Raw genomic sequence first — 18,851 nt, forward strand, 5'->3', positions numbered from 1 at the left:
CGAATCTACTTACATTTCCATTTAAAAAGAGCGAGCCACGCTTCATAAATGAAACGTGATCTCGCTCAAACCAATCGATTTTTATTCAATTGAAAACTCTCACCAACGTTATTTGACAAAGAGCCATCTTTTTTCCATCGCACGGTAAGGTAAACCACCATCGATGAATTCTGGAGATGTAATGCGATAATCCTGTGTCTCATAAAACGGAACAGCATGGATTTGTGCATATATTTTAATGACATGTACATCATAGTCATTATCTGTTCGAGTCGCATATTGTTCTAGCTTTTGCATCATGCGAACACCGACTTGTTGGCGACGGAATTGTGGTAGTACACAAATGCGATCAACCTTGGCAACATGTGCATCTAATAAACGCACACGACCAGCAGCAATCGGCTCACCTTCATGATAAGCAACAATATGTTGGGAAATTTCATCGTACTCGTCTTGTTCTAACGGTAATGGAATACCCTGCTCTTTCACAAAAACTTCTCGTCTAACAAAGAAAGCATCCTCAAGTTCTTTAGGTGTTTGGACGAGTCTTACGAGTAAATCTAACGCCATCGTCATTCAGTACCTTGCAAACGGTAAGTCTCAAACACTGTCCAAGAGCCGTTTTCAAGTTGATATAGTAAATGGATGCGATCAATTGTCTCTTTGAAGTCGATAGCAGTCATACGCAGTTGACCGTAAATGTCATCTAACTCGTCTGCTGTAATACCTTGAGCAAGCGTAATATGTGGCACATATTGATATTCTGCAGCGCCACCTAATGCATCAATGTGTAATGATTTGTTCAAGTCATAAAGTGGTTCACTTGCATCGACTTTTAAATAAATTACATTATTAATGGGTTTAAAAGTGCCGACTTTTGGAATTGAAATATCAAATGCCTGTGCATTTTTTGTAATTTCTAATAATTGATCCGCGACAGCTTTTAAGCCAGCTTCATCTGTTTCTACTTCAGAACGAAGCGTAATATGAGGTGGTAATTGCGCGTAATGTGAGTCATAACGCATACGATAAGAATTTGCAAAATCTTGAACTTCCTTTGATGGAAAAGCAACGATACCATATTTCATAGAAAAACCCCCAATAAAAATATTTTTATATAAACATTATAACAAATTGAAAGGGTTTTTCGCTCAATAAAACATTTTATTTATGGAAAATACGCATTATTGCTTTTGGTAAATCAGGTTTCCAAGTCTTCCATGTATGGTCGCCCTCAAGTTCTACGTAGTCGTAATCGATTTTCTGATCATCTAATTGTTCATGTAATTGGCGGTTCGGCGTCAGGAAATCTTTCACCTGACCATCTTTCGTATGGACGGTTTCTTCTCCTTTTCCAATTGCATGATAAATATGATAATCGATGCCTTTTGGCAAATCTTTTACGAGTTCCAACACTTCGTCCGTAATATGTGGAGAATGTAAAATAGCTTGTTGGAACACATCTGGGTATTTGACTAGCGCCAACAACGAAACTGTCGCGGCTTGCGAATCTCCCATTAAAATCCGTTCATCGGGTGCATCTGAAATGGAATAGTTTTCTTCAAGATACGGCACTAATTCTTCTGCTAAAAAAGTTAAATAGGCATCATGTTTTTCGCCATTTGGCATATATTTTTGGCGACGATCTTCGGAATTAATATACGGAATGCCGACGACGATATGTTCATCGATTTCACCATCCTCAATTTTTTCGTCCAAAATTCGCGATAGACTACCTAATTGGAAATAATCATTACCGTCATTTGCGATGGCGACAGGGTAGGTCATCATCGGTGTATAATTCGCTGGCGTATAAATTAATAATTTCATTTCCTCTTGTAAAGCATTGCTATAGAGCATCGTAGTTGCTAAAGATCCCTTTTCCAAAAAAAAGCACTCCTTTAATAATTTGTAGGAAAATTGTATCATAGAAGATGATGCACTTCATCTATAGAAGTGAAATAGAAGAAAGTAGGTATTAAAATGGATAAAAAACAACCAGTTCCTTCGGTAGAAGTTTCGAAAGCCGCTCGTGCAGCACTTGAGCGTAGAGGCGTGACATTAAGAGATATCGGTGAAATCGTATATGAGATGCAATATACATATAATGAAGGATTAACATTGGATCATTGTATTGAAGCGGTAGATGCAGTTCTTCGTAAACGTGAGATGCAATACGCTTTATTAGTTGGAATCGAATTAGATGAACTAGCGGAGAAAAATTTATTATCACAACCACTTCAACAAATTATCGAGACTGATGAAGGTTTATTTGGTGTCGATGAGACGATTGCTCTTGGTGCAGTTTTAACATATGGTAGTGTCGGTGTTACAACATACGGCCATTTAGATAAACATAAAGTCGGCATCATCAATCAATTAGATACGAAAACAAATGAAGGTGTACACACTTTCCTAGACGATTTAGTCGGTGCAATTGCGGCAGCAGCTTCATCACGACTGGCTCATAGAATTCGTGATATGGAAGAGAGCGGCATTAAACTAGCTGAAGGTATGACAGTTTAAAGAAGAAATAGAGAAGCAGAATCGCGATTAATTATCGTGATTCTTTTTTATTTCTAAGAACGGACAATCGTCTTGAAGTGAGGTAAAATAGTAGAAAACTACATAAAATGTAAGGATGAATGACATGAAAAAAATCTTATTTGCAGCAATTGTCATGGCTTTTATGGTCATCATGGCTGGTTGTACAGAAAAAGCAACGACAACGAACAATGGAAAAACAGTAGGTGAAGCGGTTGAAGTCGTCAGCGTAATGGATGGCGATACGATGAAAGTGAAGTATAAAGGGGAAGAAAAGAAAGTCCGCTTTTTACTAATTGATGCACCTGAAATGTACCATAAAGAATTAGGGGAGCAGCCTTTTGGTAAAGAAGCGCAAACTTTGAATCGTCAATTATTAGATAATGCGAAAACTGTATCATTGGAATTCGACAAAACAGGTGATAAAGAAGATAAGTACGGCAGACTTTTAGCGTATGTATATGCGGATGGCGAGTCGGTTCAAAAGAAATTAATCGAATCTGGCTATGTCAGAGTAGGCTATGTGTATAACAAAAAAGCGGCTCATTTAGATGAATATTATGCAGCTCAAAAAGAAGCACAAAAAGCGAATAAAGGCATTTGGCAATATCCTGGTTATGTGACGGATCGAGGTTTTGTGAAGTCAGCAGTACCAAATTGGACACAAGGGAAGCAATTACCAAAAACGACTACACAATCAAATAATAACAATTCACAAAAACAAGATTGTATGATTAAAGGGAATATTAATGCAAAAGGAAATAAGACGTATTTCATTCCAGGCGATACAAATTATGAACAAGTGAAAGAGGAACAATTATTCTGTTCAAAAGAAGATGCAGAAAAAGCAGGATTCAAAGCAGCTAGTTAGGAAAAATATGGTATAGTAAAAATTGTAAATATACGAACGAACTGTAAGGGGTGAGACAGTGACCAAGATTTATGTTGCAAGACATGGGGAGACGAATTGGAATCGAGCGGGTAAGTTGCAAGGGGCGACAGATATTCCATTGAATGATGCTGGAAGACAGCAAGCGAGAGATTGTGGGAAGTTTTTTCACGCATTACCAGTCGAAGCAATTTACACAAGTCCTCTAAGAAGAGCGAGTGAAACCGCAGCAATTATAAATGAAGAAATCCAAGTTCCTGTCATAGAATTAGCTGAATTTAGAGAGAGAACTTTTGGAGATGCGGAAGGGATGACGTATGAAGAACGATCAAAGGTTTTTCCGCGTAAAAATTACCCGCATCAAGAAAATTATAAAGTGTTTCGCAAACGTCTAATTGCGGGATTGAAGAAAATCCACGAACAATATCCAGTCGGTGAGGTCGCATTGATTGCACATGGAGCTGTCATCCATACACTATTTCAAATAGTAGAAAATGATGATTTCTTCCCACAACATGCGAGACTTTCGAATGGTGGCGTCAGCACAATGGTTTGTAAAGATGGAAAATGGCTCTTAAAAGAATATAATCATATTTCTCATTTACAAAAATAATCATTCAAAAAGTTGGGATTGGCATTTATGTTTGCTAACTCAACTTTTTTAGTTGTAAAAATTTGAGATATATAATATGAAGAATGGGGACTAAAGAAGCTGTTTTTGACTAAAAAATAGAAGTTCGACGACTTTTCGAAAAGTTATGTTACAGAATTGTAAATGTTACATAAATTAATGTAAATTTCATCACTTTTCATCTAAAATATTGTTAAGATGTTTTTGGCAACAACTCGAACTACAAAACACATTTATGTTTTTCAGGAGGAATTTATGTTTAATCGTAAAAAGAGTGATCCGTTTTTTGATATTTTAGGAAGAATTGCAGAAAATGTTCAAGTAGCAATGCACTATGCTAACGATTTCCGCATTACTTCAGTTGAGGATTTACAAGAAATCAGTACACAAATGAAAAAGTACGAAACGGATGGAGATAAATTAATTCATGAATTGATTGTTATGTTAAACAAATCATTTATGACTCCGATCGAGCGTGAAGATATTTTAGCTTTAGCAAATAGCATGGATGATGTATTAGACGGTATGGAAGAGTGTATTGCACACTTCGATATGTTCTCACTTATTGAAATTGATGAATCAATGAATAGATTTATTAGCTATATCGTTAAGTCAGCAGACGAAATCGTATTAGCAATGGAAAAATTAAAAGTTAAAAAATTAGTTGAAATGCGCGACAATGCTATTTTAATTAAAGATTATGAGAGTAAATGTGACGAAGTATTACGTACTTCAATCAAGCAATTATTCTTACACGAAAAAGATCCAATCCGCATAATTAAGTTCAAAGATATTTATGAACAATTAGAGGATATCGCAGATGATTGCCAAAACGTAGCGAATACGATGGAAACAATCATTATGCGAAATGCATAGGTAGGACGGTACATAAATGGATACTTTATTAGTCTTAACCTTACTTGTTGTAGTTTGCGCGTTAGCATTTGACTTTATTAATGGATTCCATGATACAGCAAATGCCATCGCAACTTCAGTTTCAACTCGTGCATTAAAGCCAAAAGTAGCTGTATTATTAGCAGCAATCATGAACTTTGTCGGTGCGATTACATTCACAGGTGTTGCAAAAGCAATTACTAGTGATATTGTTGATCCATTCGCATTGCAAAATGGTACTCTTGTTATTTTAGCAGCATTATTATCAGCAATCGCTTGGAATTTGATTACTTGGTACTTCGGTATACCTTCAAGTTCTTCTCACGCAATTATCGGTTCAATTGCCGGTGCAGCAATTGCGGCAGCAGGATTTGGCGTACTAAATTATTCAGGGTTTATCAAAATTCTACAAGCATTGATTTTCTCACCATTTATTGCAATCGTAATCGGTTTCTTAATGATGAGTTTGTTCAAAGTTTTATTCAGTCGTGCGCATTTAACGCGTACGAACAAAGGTTTACGTACTGTTCAAATTGGTACAGCAGCAATTCAATCATTCACACACGGTACGAATGATGCGCAAAAAGCGATGGGTATTATTACGATGGCTTTAATCGCTGCTGGTTGGCAGTCAGATGATGAAGTTCAAGGTTGGGTACGATTCGCCTGTGCGTTAGCAATGGGTCTTGGTACTTCAATCGGTGGTTACAAAATTATTAAAACTGTTGGTGGTAAGATTATGAAAATTCGCCCTGTAAATGGTGTAGCAGCTGATTTATCTTCTGCAACAATCATCTTCGGTGCGACATTAATTCACTTACCAGTATCTACAACACACGTAATTTCTTCTGCAATTATGGGTGTAGGTGCTGCACAGCGTGTGAAAGGTGTTAAATGGGGCGTAGCGCGTAAGATCGTTATGACTTGGATTATTACACTTCCAATCGCAGCAACACTAGCAGCGTCAATTTACTGGGTTTTAAGCCTATTCATTTCTTATTGATCTAAAAGAATAATGTATAGATGGATCATGCCTTTCGCATGGTCCATTTTTTGGTTCTATTATATATGTTGGGGTTTTCAAACAATTCACGTTGTAGCGTTTGGAACTAGACAGAAATAACGAATGCTTTCCGCCGACAAGTGCCGCACTATTTCTTTCCACTTAGGTTGAAAGAAAGGATTGCTTCACACTTGTTTTTCGGCAGGAGTCCTCGTTATTTCTTTCAATGTTGATGAGTGTGGAAAAAAGCCCGACTACTATTCGTTAGGCTCTAAAAATGAGGATAGGAGAGAGAAAAACCTTATTAAATAAAAGAAGTTAACCAGGCCATACTGAATTAGAGTCAATCATGTATTCTGTCCCGCTTATTAGGACTCCTTTTTTAATTGTTCCTTTCAAATAAAAATACGCTTTTCCACTTAAGGGGCGGACCAAAGTATTTTTTGTTTTTATTTTTCCAGAGAATAATTTATTTTTAGAATAGAATTTACCTTTTTTAATCTTGATCTTATTCTCGCTTGCTAATTTTATTGTTAAATTTTCAGCTAGTTTGTAATCCCACACTGATTCATAAATGTAGTTTGTATAAAACACTTTATTCTTTTCAATAATTAATTTTATTTTTTTATTTGACGTAGTAGTCACAATAGCTTCAAACGGTTCATTCTTATTGAATTTATACTTGAAGATAGAACTTATATTTCCGGTTATCAAAGGTCTATCGCTAGATGCTACTACTTTTCCACTTGAAGTTAAAAATAACGTTATTGAACAAACGGTTGCAATAATGATAGGTGTAATTTTTGCCATATAATACATCTCCTTTACTTTATTTTAAAATAGTAATAAATAAAAATATATCAAGTATTCAATTTAAATAATATTCTTTTGCTGTTTCAAAAGTTTATCTAATTCGCCTCGAATAACTTCATTAAAAGAAATCTCCTAAGTTCAAAAGTTATTGAATGAGCAAATATAATCTAATGTGAAAGAAGGTTTCCCTCGAATTTTCATAGCAATAAAAAAAGAGTGTGTCTAAGAAATCAGACACACTCATACTATGTAAAAAAAGGCATAAAAATAGAGCGGGGGCTCATCGAAATTTCCCCGCTCACTTTAAGAAGAAACTCTCCAGCAATCCGTGCTGTTATGAGAGTTTCTTTTGTTATTCTTCCGAAGAAAAATAACGATAAGGTTTGGCACCTAAGGTTCTATTATACTCTATTGAAAAACTTTGTCTAGTGAAATAAACCAGATTCACGCGATTTCTTTAAAAGTTTTTCGGTATATTTGTTGATTTGCTTTTTGAATAGTAAGCCAATTGCGATAAATAATAGCGCAATGACTGAAAGAACGAGGACATCAAGCCCGACTTTCGACCAGATGATTCCACCAACGGATTCACGAACCATTTCAATCGCATAGGTGAATGGTAGGAATGGGTTGATGATCTGGAAGAACTTCGGTAGTAAGACGACAGGGTATGTTCCACCCGCGCCTGCAAGTTGAAGAACGAGCAAGACAATTGCCAATGCTTTACCAACATCTCCGAATAGGGACACGAGCGTATAGACAATCGACATAAATACTAAGCTAGAAAATACACAGAATAGAACAAAGTAAACGGGATTTGCTGGCTCGACACCGATGATGAAAATCGTTCCAAGCGACATAATTAATGCCTGACAAATACCAATTGTCCAAAATGTGAATAGTTTTCCTAAATAAATTTGTCGAGGAGAAGAATCACCTTTATGTGAACTTCCAACACTTAGTAAAGAAATCAGTAGTAATGCGCCAACCCAAAGTGAAAGTACAGCGTAAAATGGTGTCATACCTGTACCATAGTTTTTGATCGGGAATAAGGCATGTTCCTTCAGTTGAATTGGTTCTTCAAAGAATGATTTTTCGCTGTTAGGATCATTTAATAATAATTGCACGACTTTATTCAAATCAATTTCTTTGTCGAATTTACGCAGCTTATTCGCTAGTTCATCCACTTTGTTTTTAATAAGAGGATATTGCGCTAAACCATCTTTTAGACCACTCTGCGCTTCATGGACATAGCCAGAAGTGTCTTTCATAATCGCTTCTGCTTTCGGTAATGCAGTTTGTAAATCCGTAAGCATTGTTTGCGCTTCCGTTAAACTTTTCTTAGCGGTTGCCAACTCTGAATTAACATCGGGTGAGATTGTCGTTTGGTATGTTTCAATCAGATGATTAATCGTACGTTCTGCATCAAGCGCAACTTCATCTAATTGCTTCTTAGATTGTTGCAAGTCTGCTTTTGCGGCAGTCACACCATCTTCAATCGTCTCAATGGTAGCTAAAGTTGTTTGTAAATCAGATTTAGACTGACGAACCTTTTTAATGGCAGGTTCTAATTTAGAATTTGCTGCATCCCACTCTTTTTCCTTATTGAAGACATGTAATGCTGTGAGAGCTTGTTCAATCGTCTCAAGTCTTTCAATATTACGAGTCGTTTGCTTTTTCAATTGATCGCGCGTTTGGGTAATTGCAGTAGTATCAATTTTTGTATTGTTTATTTTCGTTCGCACCGCATCAATATCTTTCATTGTTTGCTGAATTTTTTTAATGTCAGCATCGATGCGAGGGCCGATTTGGTCGACCACTTTCTGCGCGCTATTCACATAGGCGAGAGCTGTTGTTACGGTGTTCAAGCCTTCTGCTGTTAGCTTCTGCGCTTCAGGAATTTGAGCTTTTGCTTCCTTCAGCATTTGATCTGCTTCATTTGCTGTTTTTTGAGCGTTTTTCATCTCATCGTGAATGCCCGGTAAGTCTTTTTCAAGTTGGTAGACAAATTTCTCGAATTGCTTAATGTCTGGCATATCATTTTGAATTTCAACGCCAAGATTATTAAATAGTTCGAAAATTGTTCCGTTTACTGTTCCGATGAATTCACTACTCATCGTATTCACGATTGTTGAAGCACCTTTACTTGTGATTTTAGGTGCAATGGAATTGATTTTCTCATTTACATAATATTGCATTTGAGCTTTCTCTGGTTCATCATCCGTCACTGTACTTAATTTCTCGGAGAAGTTTTTTGGAATGACGATTACGGCAAAGAGGTCACCATTTTCTAATTCATCCATCGCTTTTTCGTGATTGACAAATTGCCAATCCATATCCTTATTCTTCTGCAAGGATTTGACGAGTTCATCTCCTGCGGTAATTTTCTGGTCGTTAATGACGCCACCTTCATCTTGATTGACGATGCCGACTGGAATTTGACTTGTCTGGCCATAGGGATCCCAAGATGCGGCTATATTTAACCAAGCGTAGAGTGAGGGAAGTACGATTAATCCACCGATAATGACAGCGGAAACCCAGTTGGTCATCAATTGTTTTATATCTTGTTTGAAGATATTCCAGCTATGTTTCATGGTCTCCACTCCTTTTGTAAACAATACCCAAAATGATGCGCGTTGAAGCGAGTTCTATGTCAGTGCTATACTGAAAATATATCGTAACGGAAAGTAGAGGGGAAGCACAATGGCAAATGTCACAGCCGACAAGATTCATCAGTTAATTCAGAGCCAGAGAACCTATTACCACTCTGGGGTCACGAAGCCTTTAGCATTTAGAAAAGAAAAGTTAAAATTGTTAAAAAAAATGATTTCGAATTATGAAAAAGACATCAAAAAAGCATTATATGAGGATTTACGTAAAAGTGATTTTGAAGCATATACGACTGAAATTGGCATTGTGTATGCGAGTATTTCACATGCTTTGAAATACTTAGAAGAATGGATGCATCCAACTTCTGTGCCAACACCTGTCCAATTCCAACCGGGAAAAAGTATGATCGTACAAGATCCGTATGGTGTTACGCTAATTATTGGGCCATTCAATTATCCATTCCAACTCGTAATGGAGCCTTTAATTGGTGCGATTATCGGTGGCAATACCGCTGTCGTGAAGCCTTCCGAATCAGCAAAAGCTACTTGTGCAATAATCCGTACAATTTTAGAAGAAGTATTTAATGAAGAATATGTAGCGGTTGTAGAAGGGGAAAAAGATGAAACGAGCGCATTAATTCATGCACCTTTTGATTTTATTTTCTTCACGGGAAGTGTAGCGGTCGGCAAAATTGTTGCGAAAGCAGCAGCTAATCGACTAACGCCACATATTTTAGAATTAGGTGGTAAAAGCCCAGTCATCGTAGATCAAACAGCGAATTTAGAAGTTGCTGCGAAACGGATTGTCTGGGGGAAATATGTCAATGCAGGACAGACTTGTATCGCACCTGATTACGTATTTGTGCATGAATCGGTGAAAGTGTCATTCATCCGTCAATTGAAGAAAACTTTGCAAAAATTCTATGGCAATGATGCGCAGAAGAGCAAGGATTTTGGCAGAATCATTAATGAACGTCAATTCGACCGTTTGCATGCCTTACTTGAAAAGGAAAAATCTCAAGTACTATTCGGTGGGGAAGTGGATCGTGAAGATTTGTATATCGCACCGACAGTTTTACAAGATATTACGTGGGATAGCCCGATTATGCAAGATGAAATTTTCGGTCCAATCATGCCGATTTTAACGTACGCTGATTTAGGGCAAGTTGTGAATGAAATTCGCCAAAAGCCGAAACCATTAGCAGCTTATTTCTTCTCTGAAACAGAAAAAGCGATTCAATATTTCTTAGAGGAATTGCCGTTCGGTGGCGGTTGTATTAATGAAACGATTACGCATGTAGGCTCACTTCATCTACCATTCGGTGGTGTAGGGGAATCAGGTGTAGGGAATTATCATGGGAAAGCGAGTTTTGATGCTTTTACACACCAGAAATCGATTTTGAAAAGATCATCAAAATTAGCAAATGGACTATTATATCCACCTTATAAGCAAAAAACGACACTTGTTAAAACAATTTTAAGATAAGTTTTACGTTTTTCAGTGAGATCACCCTCCATCATGAAGGGTGGTCTTATTTTTTATAAAAAAAGCTACTGCCTAAATTAGATAAACAGTAGCGGGAACAATTATTTAACTTTTTACACCAGCATATGCGCTATGCAAAATGGGCAGTTTAATCGAAATTTTCGTTCCGTAGCCTAAATCACTTTCGATGTTAATCGTTCCTTCATGTTCCTGGACAATTTTCTGCGTAATCATCATACCCAAACCAGTTCCGTGTTCCTTCGTCGTATAGAATGGTTGGAAAATTTGATTCACCACTTCTTTGGACATTCCAGCACCAGTATCTTGAATCGAAATTACGACTTCATCATTTTCCATTGAAGTTTTCATCGAAATCGAATCATTTGAATGTGAAGCTTCAAGTGCATTTTTTAAAATATTGATAAATACTTGTTTCAATTGATTAGCGTCGCCGTTCACAATTAAATCTTTTTGTTCTAAATCTACATCAAATTGAATCTGACTCGTTTTCATATTCGGTTCATAAAGCAATGCTGTTTTATGCAGTAACTCGTTGATTTCAAACTGCTTCGTTTCGCGAGCATGTGGTTTCGAAAGAATTAAAAACTCATTGATGATCAAGTTGATTCGCTCTATTTCTTCATTAATTAACTTGTAATAATAAGCGTATGGCGAGCTTTCATCGACTTGCATCATTTGAATAAATCCAACAATTACAGTAAGTGGGTTGCGAATCTCATGTGCCACACCAGCTGCAATCTCTCCTGCAAGATTCAGTTTTTCGGACTGTATGCGTAATTGCTCTGTCTCTTTGCGGTATGAAATATCACGTGTAATGACAGATGTAGCAATGATTTCACCTTGATCACTGAAAATTGGTGATAGTGTAACTTCAGCTTCAAATGTTGTACCGTCTTTTTTCATATCAACGGTTTCGAGTAAGTGAAAGTTTTCGCCAGTTTTCATGCGATTAATTCGGTCACAAGAATCTTCAAAATGTTCAGGTGGCACCATCGGTAAATGTTTGCCGATACATTCATCTACTTTCCAACCATATAAATTTTCAAAAGCTGGATTTACTGCGATTACTCGATTGTTTAAATCAAATACAGCAATACTATCTTTCGCATTTTCAAAAAATAGTTTTAAGTAGCCTTCCTTTGATAAGAAATCCTTTTCAACTTCATTGCTTTTTGTTTCAATATTTTTATAGGACATACTGAAATAAAATCCTTGAATTAAGCTGATTGCACTTAAAAATGAGAGTATAATAATAAGTACCGTAAGATTTGTTCTACCAATGGATTCTATAATTTCTGGATACCATACATAAAAGAACCATGCGATTTCACTACCGAATAGAAAGATGGAAATTGCATTCAAATAAGCCGACTGATATATGGAGATAATAAATAATGCGAGAATTAAGAAAATAGTGAAATAGAGATTCACTGAAGCTACAATCATATGTATTAGGAATATATTCAATGTAATAATATTCAAAGTACAAATAATTAATTCATTCGTTTTTAATAGAAATAATGCGATTGTTATGAAGCATAAAATAAATGGATAGAGTGGGAAATGATTGATTTCTGTAAAGAATTGAATCAATGATACAAATCCATAAAGTACGATCGATGCGGTAATGATTGATAGCACGACTTTATTACGACTTCTTAATCTTGAAGAGTGTCCCATGTAAACACCTCGAAATTTTTTAATAGTAATTACATCATACAGTATTTGGCGGTGTCGGAAAATGTCATATTCTGATATTATGAAATAAATATAGGAGGGGAGCTTTCAAAATGAATATTTTTAATGAACAGCAAACAGTTGAACTACTAAAAAGATTAACATGCACTCCAAGTCCAACGGGGTACACGAAAAAAATTATGAATGTGATGGCTTCCATTCTTGATCAGCTCGGAGTAACGTACACAACTACGAATAAAGGTGCAATCATCGTAACGATTAAAGGTTCAAATGATGAGCGTCATCGTTTATTAACTGCCCACACCGATACATTAGGCGCAATGGTAAAAGAAGTGAAATCTTCAGGACGACTTTCTTTATCAATGGTTGGCGGATTTAATTGGAATGCGGTTGAAGGTGAGTATTGTACAATTCATACTGCTTCAGGTGAAGAAGTTCGCGGGACAATATTAATGCATGAAACTTCCGTTCACGTTTACCGTGGCGCTGGTAGTCTTCCACGCGATGAAAAGCATATCGAAGTGCGTGTTGATGCAAAAGTACGTAATGCAGAAGAAACAAAAGCAATCGGCATCGAAGTAGGCGATTTTGTATCATTCGACAATCGCTTTGAATTGACGGACACTGGTTTCGTCAAAACACGTCATTTAGATGATAAAGCGAGTGTTGCTTTACTATTGCAATTAGTGAAATTAATTCAAGAAGAAAAAGTAACGATTCCGTATACGACACATTTCTACATTTCAAATAATGAAGAAATCGGCTATGGCGGTAACTCAAATATTCCGGAGCAAACGGTTGAATACATTGCAGTAGATATGGGTGCAATCGGTGATGGTCAGCAAACTGACGAATACACTGTATCAATTTGTGCGAAAGATTCAAGCGGCCCATACCATTATGAATTAACACATCAATTAGTAGATTTAGCGAAGAAAAATGATATTGATTATAAATTAGATATTTATCCATATTACGGTTCAGACGCTTCTGCAGCTATTAAAGCAGGCGTGGATGTACGTCATGCGTTATTCGGTGCAGGAATTGAATCATCACACGCATATGAACGTACACATATCGATTCATTACGTAACACGGCAGAGCTATTACACGCGTATGTCATGTCACCAATGATTGATGAAGAGGAGGAAAATTAAAGATGCAAGCAACACAGTTATTGCAATGCTTACCGATTAAAAAAATCGTCGGCACTTTACCAGAAAATATTAAAGACATTGCGATTGATTCTAGAAATGTCCAAGATAAAACTATTTTTATCTGTATTAAAGGGTACACGGTTGATGCACATGATTTTGCACAACAAGCAGTCGACAGTGGCGCTACAATCTTAGTTGTAGACCATGAACTAGAATTAACTGGAGATGTTGCACAAGTAATCGTTGATGATACGAGCCGTGCTTTAGGTCTTTTATCAGCGAAGTTCTTCGATTATCCTTCAAAAGATTTAACGATGTTCGGCGTAACAGGTACAAACGGTAAAACTTCTGTCGCAACAATGATTCAAAATATTTTACAAGGTTTAGGCGTTCGTTCTGCATTGTCAGGTACAATCGGCTTCAACCTAAACGGTATTATGTATGATTCTGCGAATACGACAAGTGATGCTTTGACAACGCAACAAATGATTTTCCGCGCAAAAGCTGAAGGTTGTCGTGGCATGATTATGGAAGTTTCATCTCATGGTCTAGTGCTTGGAAGACTTGCGGGTGTTGAGTTTGATGTAGCAATCTTCACAAACTTAACGCATGATCACCTTGATTTCCATGGAACGATGGAAAACTACGGCAATGCGAAAGGATTATTATTCTCGCAACTTGGTCATGATTTAGAGAAGGATAAACATGCTGTATTAAACAGTGATGATGCTTGGTCTAAAACATATGCTGGTTTAACACCGTATCCAATTTGGACATACTCATTGCATGATGATGCTGCTGTATTCCAAGGATTGAATATTAAATACCACGACGAACATACTGAATTCGATATGAAAACACCAGAAGGTACGAAACATGTTGAGTTAAAAGTACTTGGTGAATTCAATGTATACAATGCTTTAGCGGCAACGGCAGCCCTTTATTGCAAAGGATATGCACTTGACGATATTATCGGACAATTAGAAATAATGGCACCGATTAAAGGCCGTATGCAAAAAATCGAAACAGGTGAATTACCGATTTCAATTTTTGTCGATTATGCACATACTCCTGATGCGATTGAAAAAGCGATTAGTGCAGCAGTACCATATCGTGAAAACCGTATTATTTTCATCATTGGAACGGGTGGTAACCGTGATAAATCGAAACGTCCAGATATGGCAAAAATGGCTTCAACTGCGGATTATGTTATTTTAACGACTGATGATCCACGCTATGAAGAATATGATTCAATCACAACTGATTTAGAAAAAGGTATGACGCATGACAATTACAAATGTATTGGTGACCGTGCTGAAGCGGTTCGCTATGCAGTTGAAATTTCAGAACCTGGTGATTTAATTCTATTTGCTGGAAAAGGTCATGAAGATTATCAAATTATCGAAAATACAAAATATCCGCATAGTGATGCTGAAATTGCATTAATTGCAGCGCGCGAAAAATACGGAAAATAATTCATAAAATAGGAGGGGCTTAGACAGATTTGAACTGTTTAGGCCCTTCCTTTGTTTTAGGTCTTTTTCTTAATGCGTAATTTTGTTATAATTATAAGGTTAGAAACGTAAATTCATGATCGATCATATAAAAAACTCATAAGTAAGGAAAGTGATTGCCGATGTAGGTCAAACCTTCAACCAACCATTATGAAAATATATGATAGTAGAAGGAGAAAAAATATGAGCATTTCAAAATTAGAACAAGAGATTTTATCTCGCCGTACATTCGCCATCATCTCTCACCCCGATGCTGGTAAAACAACTATTACCGAAAAATTACTTTACTTTGGGGGCGCAATTCGCGATGCCGGTACTGTAAAAGGTAAAAAATCAGGTAAATTCGCAACTTCTGACTGGATGGAAATCGAGAAACAACGTGGGATTTCTGTAACATCTTCAGTAATGCAATTTGATTACGATGGTTGCCGTGTTAACATTCTTGATACACCTGGGCACCAAGATTTCTCGGAAGATACTTACCGTACTTTAATGGCAGTAGATAGTGCTGTCATGGTAATCGATGCTGCGAAAGGGATCGAGACTCAAACGAAGAAATTATTCCAAGTTTGTCGTATGCGTGGTATTCCAATTTTCACTTTTATCAATAAATTAGACCGTCAAGGTAAAGAACCACTTGAATTAATCGAAGAGCTTGAAGAAGTTCTTGGTATTAATGCATATCCAATGAACTGGCCAATCGGTATGGGTAAAGAATTCTTAGGAATCTATGACCGTTTCAACAACCGTATTGAACAATTCCGTACAGAGGAAGAAGATCGTTTCCTACCTTTAAATGCGGAAGGTGAATTAGATATCGAAAATGATATGACGAAAACATCATATTATACACAAGCTCTAGATGACATCATGCTTTTAAATGAAGCGGGTAACGAATTCTCTGAAGATAAGATTTCTAAAGGTCAATTAACACCTGTATTCTTCGGTTCGGCTTTAACGAACTTCGGTGTTCAAACATTCCTTGAAACTTACTTGAAATTCGCACCAAGTCCACAACCTCGTTTAACAGAACAGGAAACAATTGTGGAACCTACTGATGAAGATTTCTCTGGTTTCGTATTCAAAATCCAAGCGAATATGAATCCTGCTCACCGTGACCGTATTGCTTTCGTACGAATTGCTTCTGGTAAATTCAATCGTGGTATGAACATTACGATGACTCGTACTGAAAAATCATTCAAGGTAACACAAGCGACAACTTTCTTAGCAGATGATCGTGAAACTGCTGATGAAGCGGTAGCGGGCGATATTATCGGTCTTTACGATACTGGGAACTATCAAATCGGCGACACAATCGTTGGCGGTAAGAAGAAATTCCAATTCGAAAAACTACCTCAATTCACACCAGAATTATTCGTTCGTGTAACAGCGAAAAACGTTATGAAGCAAAAACACTTCCACAAAGGGATTAATCAACTTGTGCAAGAGGGTGCGATTCAGTACTACAAAACGCTTCACACAGAAGATACAATTCTTGGTGCTGTTGGTCAATTACAATTCGAAGTATTCGAAAATCGTATGAAGAACGAGTACAATGTCGATGTTGTGATGCAACCAATCGGTAGTAAAATTGCTCGTTGGATCGAGAATGAAGATGCAGTTAAGGATTCAATGACTGGGCCTCGTAGTATGCTTGTAAACGATCGTTACGGCAACAAAGTATTCTTATTCGAAAATGAATTCGCAATGCGCTGGTTCAACGATAAATACCCAGAAGTTAAATTATATAGCTTACTATAAAATTGAAGGACTTCGGCGAAAGCCGGGGTCTTTTTTTGTTTAATCTATAGAAATATATTTGTATAAATCTATAGAAATAACGAATGCTTTCCACCGACAAGTGTCGCACTATTTCATTCCACTGTGAGTGGAATGAAAGGATTGCTCCGTACTTGTATTTCGGCAGGAGTCCTCGTTATTTCTTTCAAAGAAAAAACAAATGCAGTTGAAAACAGTTTATATATTCCTAACCTTTAGAGATTCAAGGTTTGAAGATGTCATGAAAATATAGAAATAACGAAAAGTGGAAAACGCTCGTTCATATGCGAGGGTACTGCAAGGTTTGAAGAGAAAGTAAAAGCTCTACCACTTTTCCCCGAGAATTTGAAGAACTGAAAGCATATAGCGTTTGGAACTAGACACCAAAACCCGAGAAGGAAACCGATCCCTCAAAACGCTCGATTTTCAGAAATAACGAATGCTTTCCGCCGACACTCATTATTTCTTTCAAGTAAAACAAAAGAGTTGCAAAGCATTTTAGAAAGGTGTATATTTATCTCGAATTAAAGACACTTCAATTTGAAGTAATTATGAATTTGGAGGAATTACACATGAAATTAGTAGCAATCGTAGGATCAATTCGTAAAGAATCATTAAATATGGAACTAGCAAAATATATTCAAAAAACATATAAAGAAAATTTCGAACTTGAAATTCTTCCTTTAAATGATATTCCAATGTACAACCAAGATATTGAAAATGAAGCACCACAATCTGTTTTAGATTTTAAAGCAAAAGTAAAAGCAGCAGATGCTGTATTATGGATTACACCAGAATACAATGCGACAATTCCGGGTGTACTAGGTAATGCAATTGACTGGTTATCTCGCGTGGATCGTGTCATGTTAGGCAAACCATCAATCGTTATGGGTACATCAATGGGGAACTTAGGTTCAGTAAAAGCGCAAATTAAATTACGCGACATTTTATTCGCACAAGGTTTACAATCACCAGTGCTACCAGGGAATGAAGTATACATCGGTGCTTCACATACGAAATTCGATGGGAATGGAAATTTAACAGATGAAGGAACTAAAGTATTTTTAGACCAAGTCATCACAAACTTTATGGAATGGGTTAAACTATATATTAAATAATGCCGAATGTTTTCATCGAAAATAGTCGGGAATAGTTTAGTAAAGGAGGAATGTATAATGAATGAACAGCAGTTAGTAGATCAAGGCTACCGCAAGTATAGTGGAGAGAAAATTGACGTATTCTTCAATGCAAATGTATGTACACATTCCGCTCATTGCGTAACAAGTATTAATGAAGTATTCAATCTGAAAAATAAGCCATGGATTAATGCGGATGCGGCTTCAGCAGATGAAGTTGCGAAAATCGTGAGCGGTTGTCCATCAGGTGCTTTACAATATATTATGCGATAGGAGAGAGATTACTAATGGATTTTTCAAAAGAAGAAAATCGCTTTTATTTAGATGATAAAAACGGCGAAAATATTGCCGAGATTACAATGTCACCTACGAGTGAAACATTAAAAATCATCGATCATACTTGGGTAGATGAATCTTTACGTGGTCAAGGTGTTGCAGCGAGATTAGTTGAAGCAGTAGTGAATGATGCACGTGAAAAAGGATATAAAATCCTTCCGCTATGTCCATTTGCTAAATCGGAATTTGAACGAAAATCTGAATATGCAGATGTTTTAACATCTGTTCGGTAGAATTCCCCCATCTTCTATAAGTGGGGGATGAATACCGTTCAGTTTGAGGGTTACCGTTGGTAACTCGAAAACTGATATAAAGGTCTTATCGCCATTTTCTTTTAGCTT

18 protein-coding genes are annotated in these 18,851 nt (G+C 36.7%); 12 read left to right on the forward strand and 6 right to left on the reverse strand.

Annotated elements, in window-relative coordinates; genetic code table 11:
• Positions 1–108: 108 nt before the first annotated feature.
• The 3 genes from DF281_RS13165 to DF281_RS13175 all read right to left on the reverse strand — a co-directional run bounded on the left by DF281_RS13165 (position 109) and on the right by DF281_RS13175 (position 1,887).
• Positions 109–576, reverse strand: a complete 468-nt coding sequence (locus DF281_RS13165) for a GNAT family N-acetyltransferase (RefSeq protein ID WP_240605553.1) — start codon at positions 574–576, stop codon at positions 109–111.
• Positions 573–1,088 (reverse strand): 2'-5' RNA ligase family protein, encoded by a 516-nt coding sequence (locus tag DF281_RS13170; RefSeq protein WP_109350723.1) that lies wholly within the window; start codon positions 1,086–1,088, stop codon positions 573–575. The genes DF281_RS13165 and DF281_RS13170 overlap by 4 nt, the downstream gene beginning before the upstream one ends.
• A gap of 76 nt (positions 1,089–1,164) precedes the next feature.
• Positions 1,165–1,887, reverse strand: coding sequence for an alpha/beta hydrolase (locus DF281_RS13175; RefSeq protein WP_109350724.1), 723 nt, complete (start codon positions 1,885–1,887; stop codon positions 1,165–1,167).
• A 96-nt stretch (positions 1,888–1,983) separates the two neighbouring features.
• Between DF281_RS13175 and DF281_RS13180 the strand changes: the two genes are divergently transcribed.
• From DF281_RS13180 to DF281_RS13200, 5 genes are all read left to right on the forward strand, one after another.
• A complete protein-coding gene (locus DF281_RS13180) occupies positions 1,984–2,526 on the forward strand; it encodes a phosphatidylglycerophosphatase A family protein (protein ID WP_109350725.1) in 543 nt (180 codons plus the stop codon).
• A 124-nt stretch (positions 2,527–2,650) separates the two neighbouring features.
• Positions 2,651–3,415 (forward strand): thermonuclease family protein, encoded by a 765-nt coding sequence (locus DF281_RS13185; protein WP_109350726.1) that lies wholly within the window; start codon positions 2,651–2,653, stop codon positions 3,413–3,415.
• A 58-nt stretch (positions 3,416–3,473) separates the two neighbouring features.
• Positions 3,474–4,046: a histidine phosphatase family protein gene (locus tag DF281_RS13190; RefSeq protein ID WP_109350727.1), complete on the forward strand. Its 573-nt coding sequence runs from the start codon at positions 3,474–3,476 to the stop codon at positions 4,044–4,046.
• A 273-nt stretch (positions 4,047–4,319) separates the two neighbouring features.
• Positions 4,320–4,940, forward strand: a complete 621-nt coding sequence (locus DF281_RS13195) for a DUF47 domain-containing protein (protein ID WP_109350728.1) — start codon at positions 4,320–4,322, stop codon at positions 4,938–4,940.
• A 16-nt stretch (positions 4,941–4,956) separates the two neighbouring features.
• Positions 4,957–5,961 carry an inorganic phosphate transporter gene (locus tag DF281_RS13200; RefSeq protein WP_109350729.1) on the forward strand — a complete coding sequence of 335 codons (1,005 nt, stop codon included), beginning with the start codon at positions 4,957–4,959 and terminating at the stop codon, positions 5,959–5,961.
• 318 nt (positions 5,962–6,279) lie between these two features.
• Here the strand turns inward: DF281_RS13200 and DF281_RS13205 are convergent, their stop codons facing one another.
• A complete protein-coding gene (locus tag DF281_RS13205; RefSeq protein WP_109350730.1) occupies positions 6,280–6,771 on the reverse strand; it encodes a hypothetical protein in 492 nt (163 codons plus the stop codon).
• Positions 6,772–7,199: 428 nt separating this feature from the next.
• The gene (locus DF281_RS13210) at positions 7,200–9,368 is read right to left on the reverse strand and encodes a YhgE/Pip domain-containing protein (RefSeq protein WP_109350731.1); all 2,169 of its coding nucleotides are present in this window, start codon (positions 9,366–9,368) and stop codon (positions 7,200–7,202) included.
• A 109-nt stretch (positions 9,369–9,477) separates the two neighbouring features.
• Between DF281_RS13210 and DF281_RS13215 the strand changes: the two genes are divergently transcribed.
• Entirely contained in the window at positions 9,478–10,869 is a 1,392-nt protein-coding gene (locus DF281_RS13215) for an aldehyde dehydrogenase (RefSeq protein ID WP_109350732.1), read from the forward strand.
• Positions 10,870–10,974: 105 nt separating this feature from the next.
• Here the strand turns inward: DF281_RS13215 and DF281_RS13220 are convergent, their stop codons facing one another.
• Positions 10,975–12,570 (reverse strand): ATP-binding protein, encoded by a 1,596-nt coding sequence (locus tag DF281_RS13220; protein WP_232025940.1) that lies wholly within the window; start codon positions 12,568–12,570, stop codon positions 10,975–10,977.
• 110 nt (positions 12,571–12,680) lie between these two features.
• Between DF281_RS13220 and DF281_RS13225 the strand changes: the two genes are divergently transcribed.
• The 6 genes from DF281_RS13225 (at position 12,681) to DF281_RS13250 (ending at position 18,743) form a co-directional block, all read left to right on the forward strand.
• Positions 12,681–13,745, forward strand: coding sequence for a M42 family metallopeptidase (locus DF281_RS13225; protein WP_109350733.1), 1,065 nt, complete (start codon positions 12,681–12,683; stop codon positions 13,743–13,745).
• 2 nt (positions 13,746–13,747) lie between these two features.
• Entirely contained in the window at positions 13,748–15,220 is a 1,473-nt protein-coding gene (locus tag DF281_RS13230) for a UDP-N-acetylmuramoyl-L-alanyl-D-glutamate--2,6-diaminopimelate ligase (RefSeq protein ID WP_109350734.1), read from the forward strand.
• 222 nt (positions 15,221–15,442) lie between these two features.
• Positions 15,443–17,020, forward strand: coding sequence for a peptide chain release factor 3 (locus tag DF281_RS13235; protein ID WP_109350735.1), 1,578 nt, complete (start codon positions 15,443–15,445; stop codon positions 17,018–17,020).
• A gap of 590 nt (positions 17,021–17,610) precedes the next feature.
• Entirely contained in the window at positions 17,611–18,156 is a 546-nt protein-coding gene (locus DF281_RS13240; protein WP_109350736.1) for an NADPH-dependent FMN reductase, read from the forward strand.
• A gap of 57 nt (positions 18,157–18,213) precedes the next feature.
• Positions 18,214–18,447 (forward strand): (4Fe-4S)-binding protein, encoded by a 234-nt coding sequence (locus DF281_RS13245; RefSeq protein WP_109350737.1) that lies wholly within the window; start codon positions 18,214–18,216, stop codon positions 18,445–18,447.
• Positions 18,448–18,461: 14 nt separating this feature from the next.
• Positions 18,462–18,743: a GNAT family N-acetyltransferase gene (locus DF281_RS13250; protein ID WP_109350738.1), complete on the forward strand. Its 282-nt coding sequence runs from the start codon at positions 18,462–18,464 to the stop codon at positions 18,741–18,743.
• Positions 18,744–18,851: the final 108 nt, after the last annotated feature.

Source organism: Kurthia zopfii (assembly GCF_003143955.1).
In the GTDB taxonomy this organism is placed as follows: Bacteria; Bacillota; Bacilli; order Bacillales_A; family Planococcaceae; genus Kurthia; species Kurthia zopfii.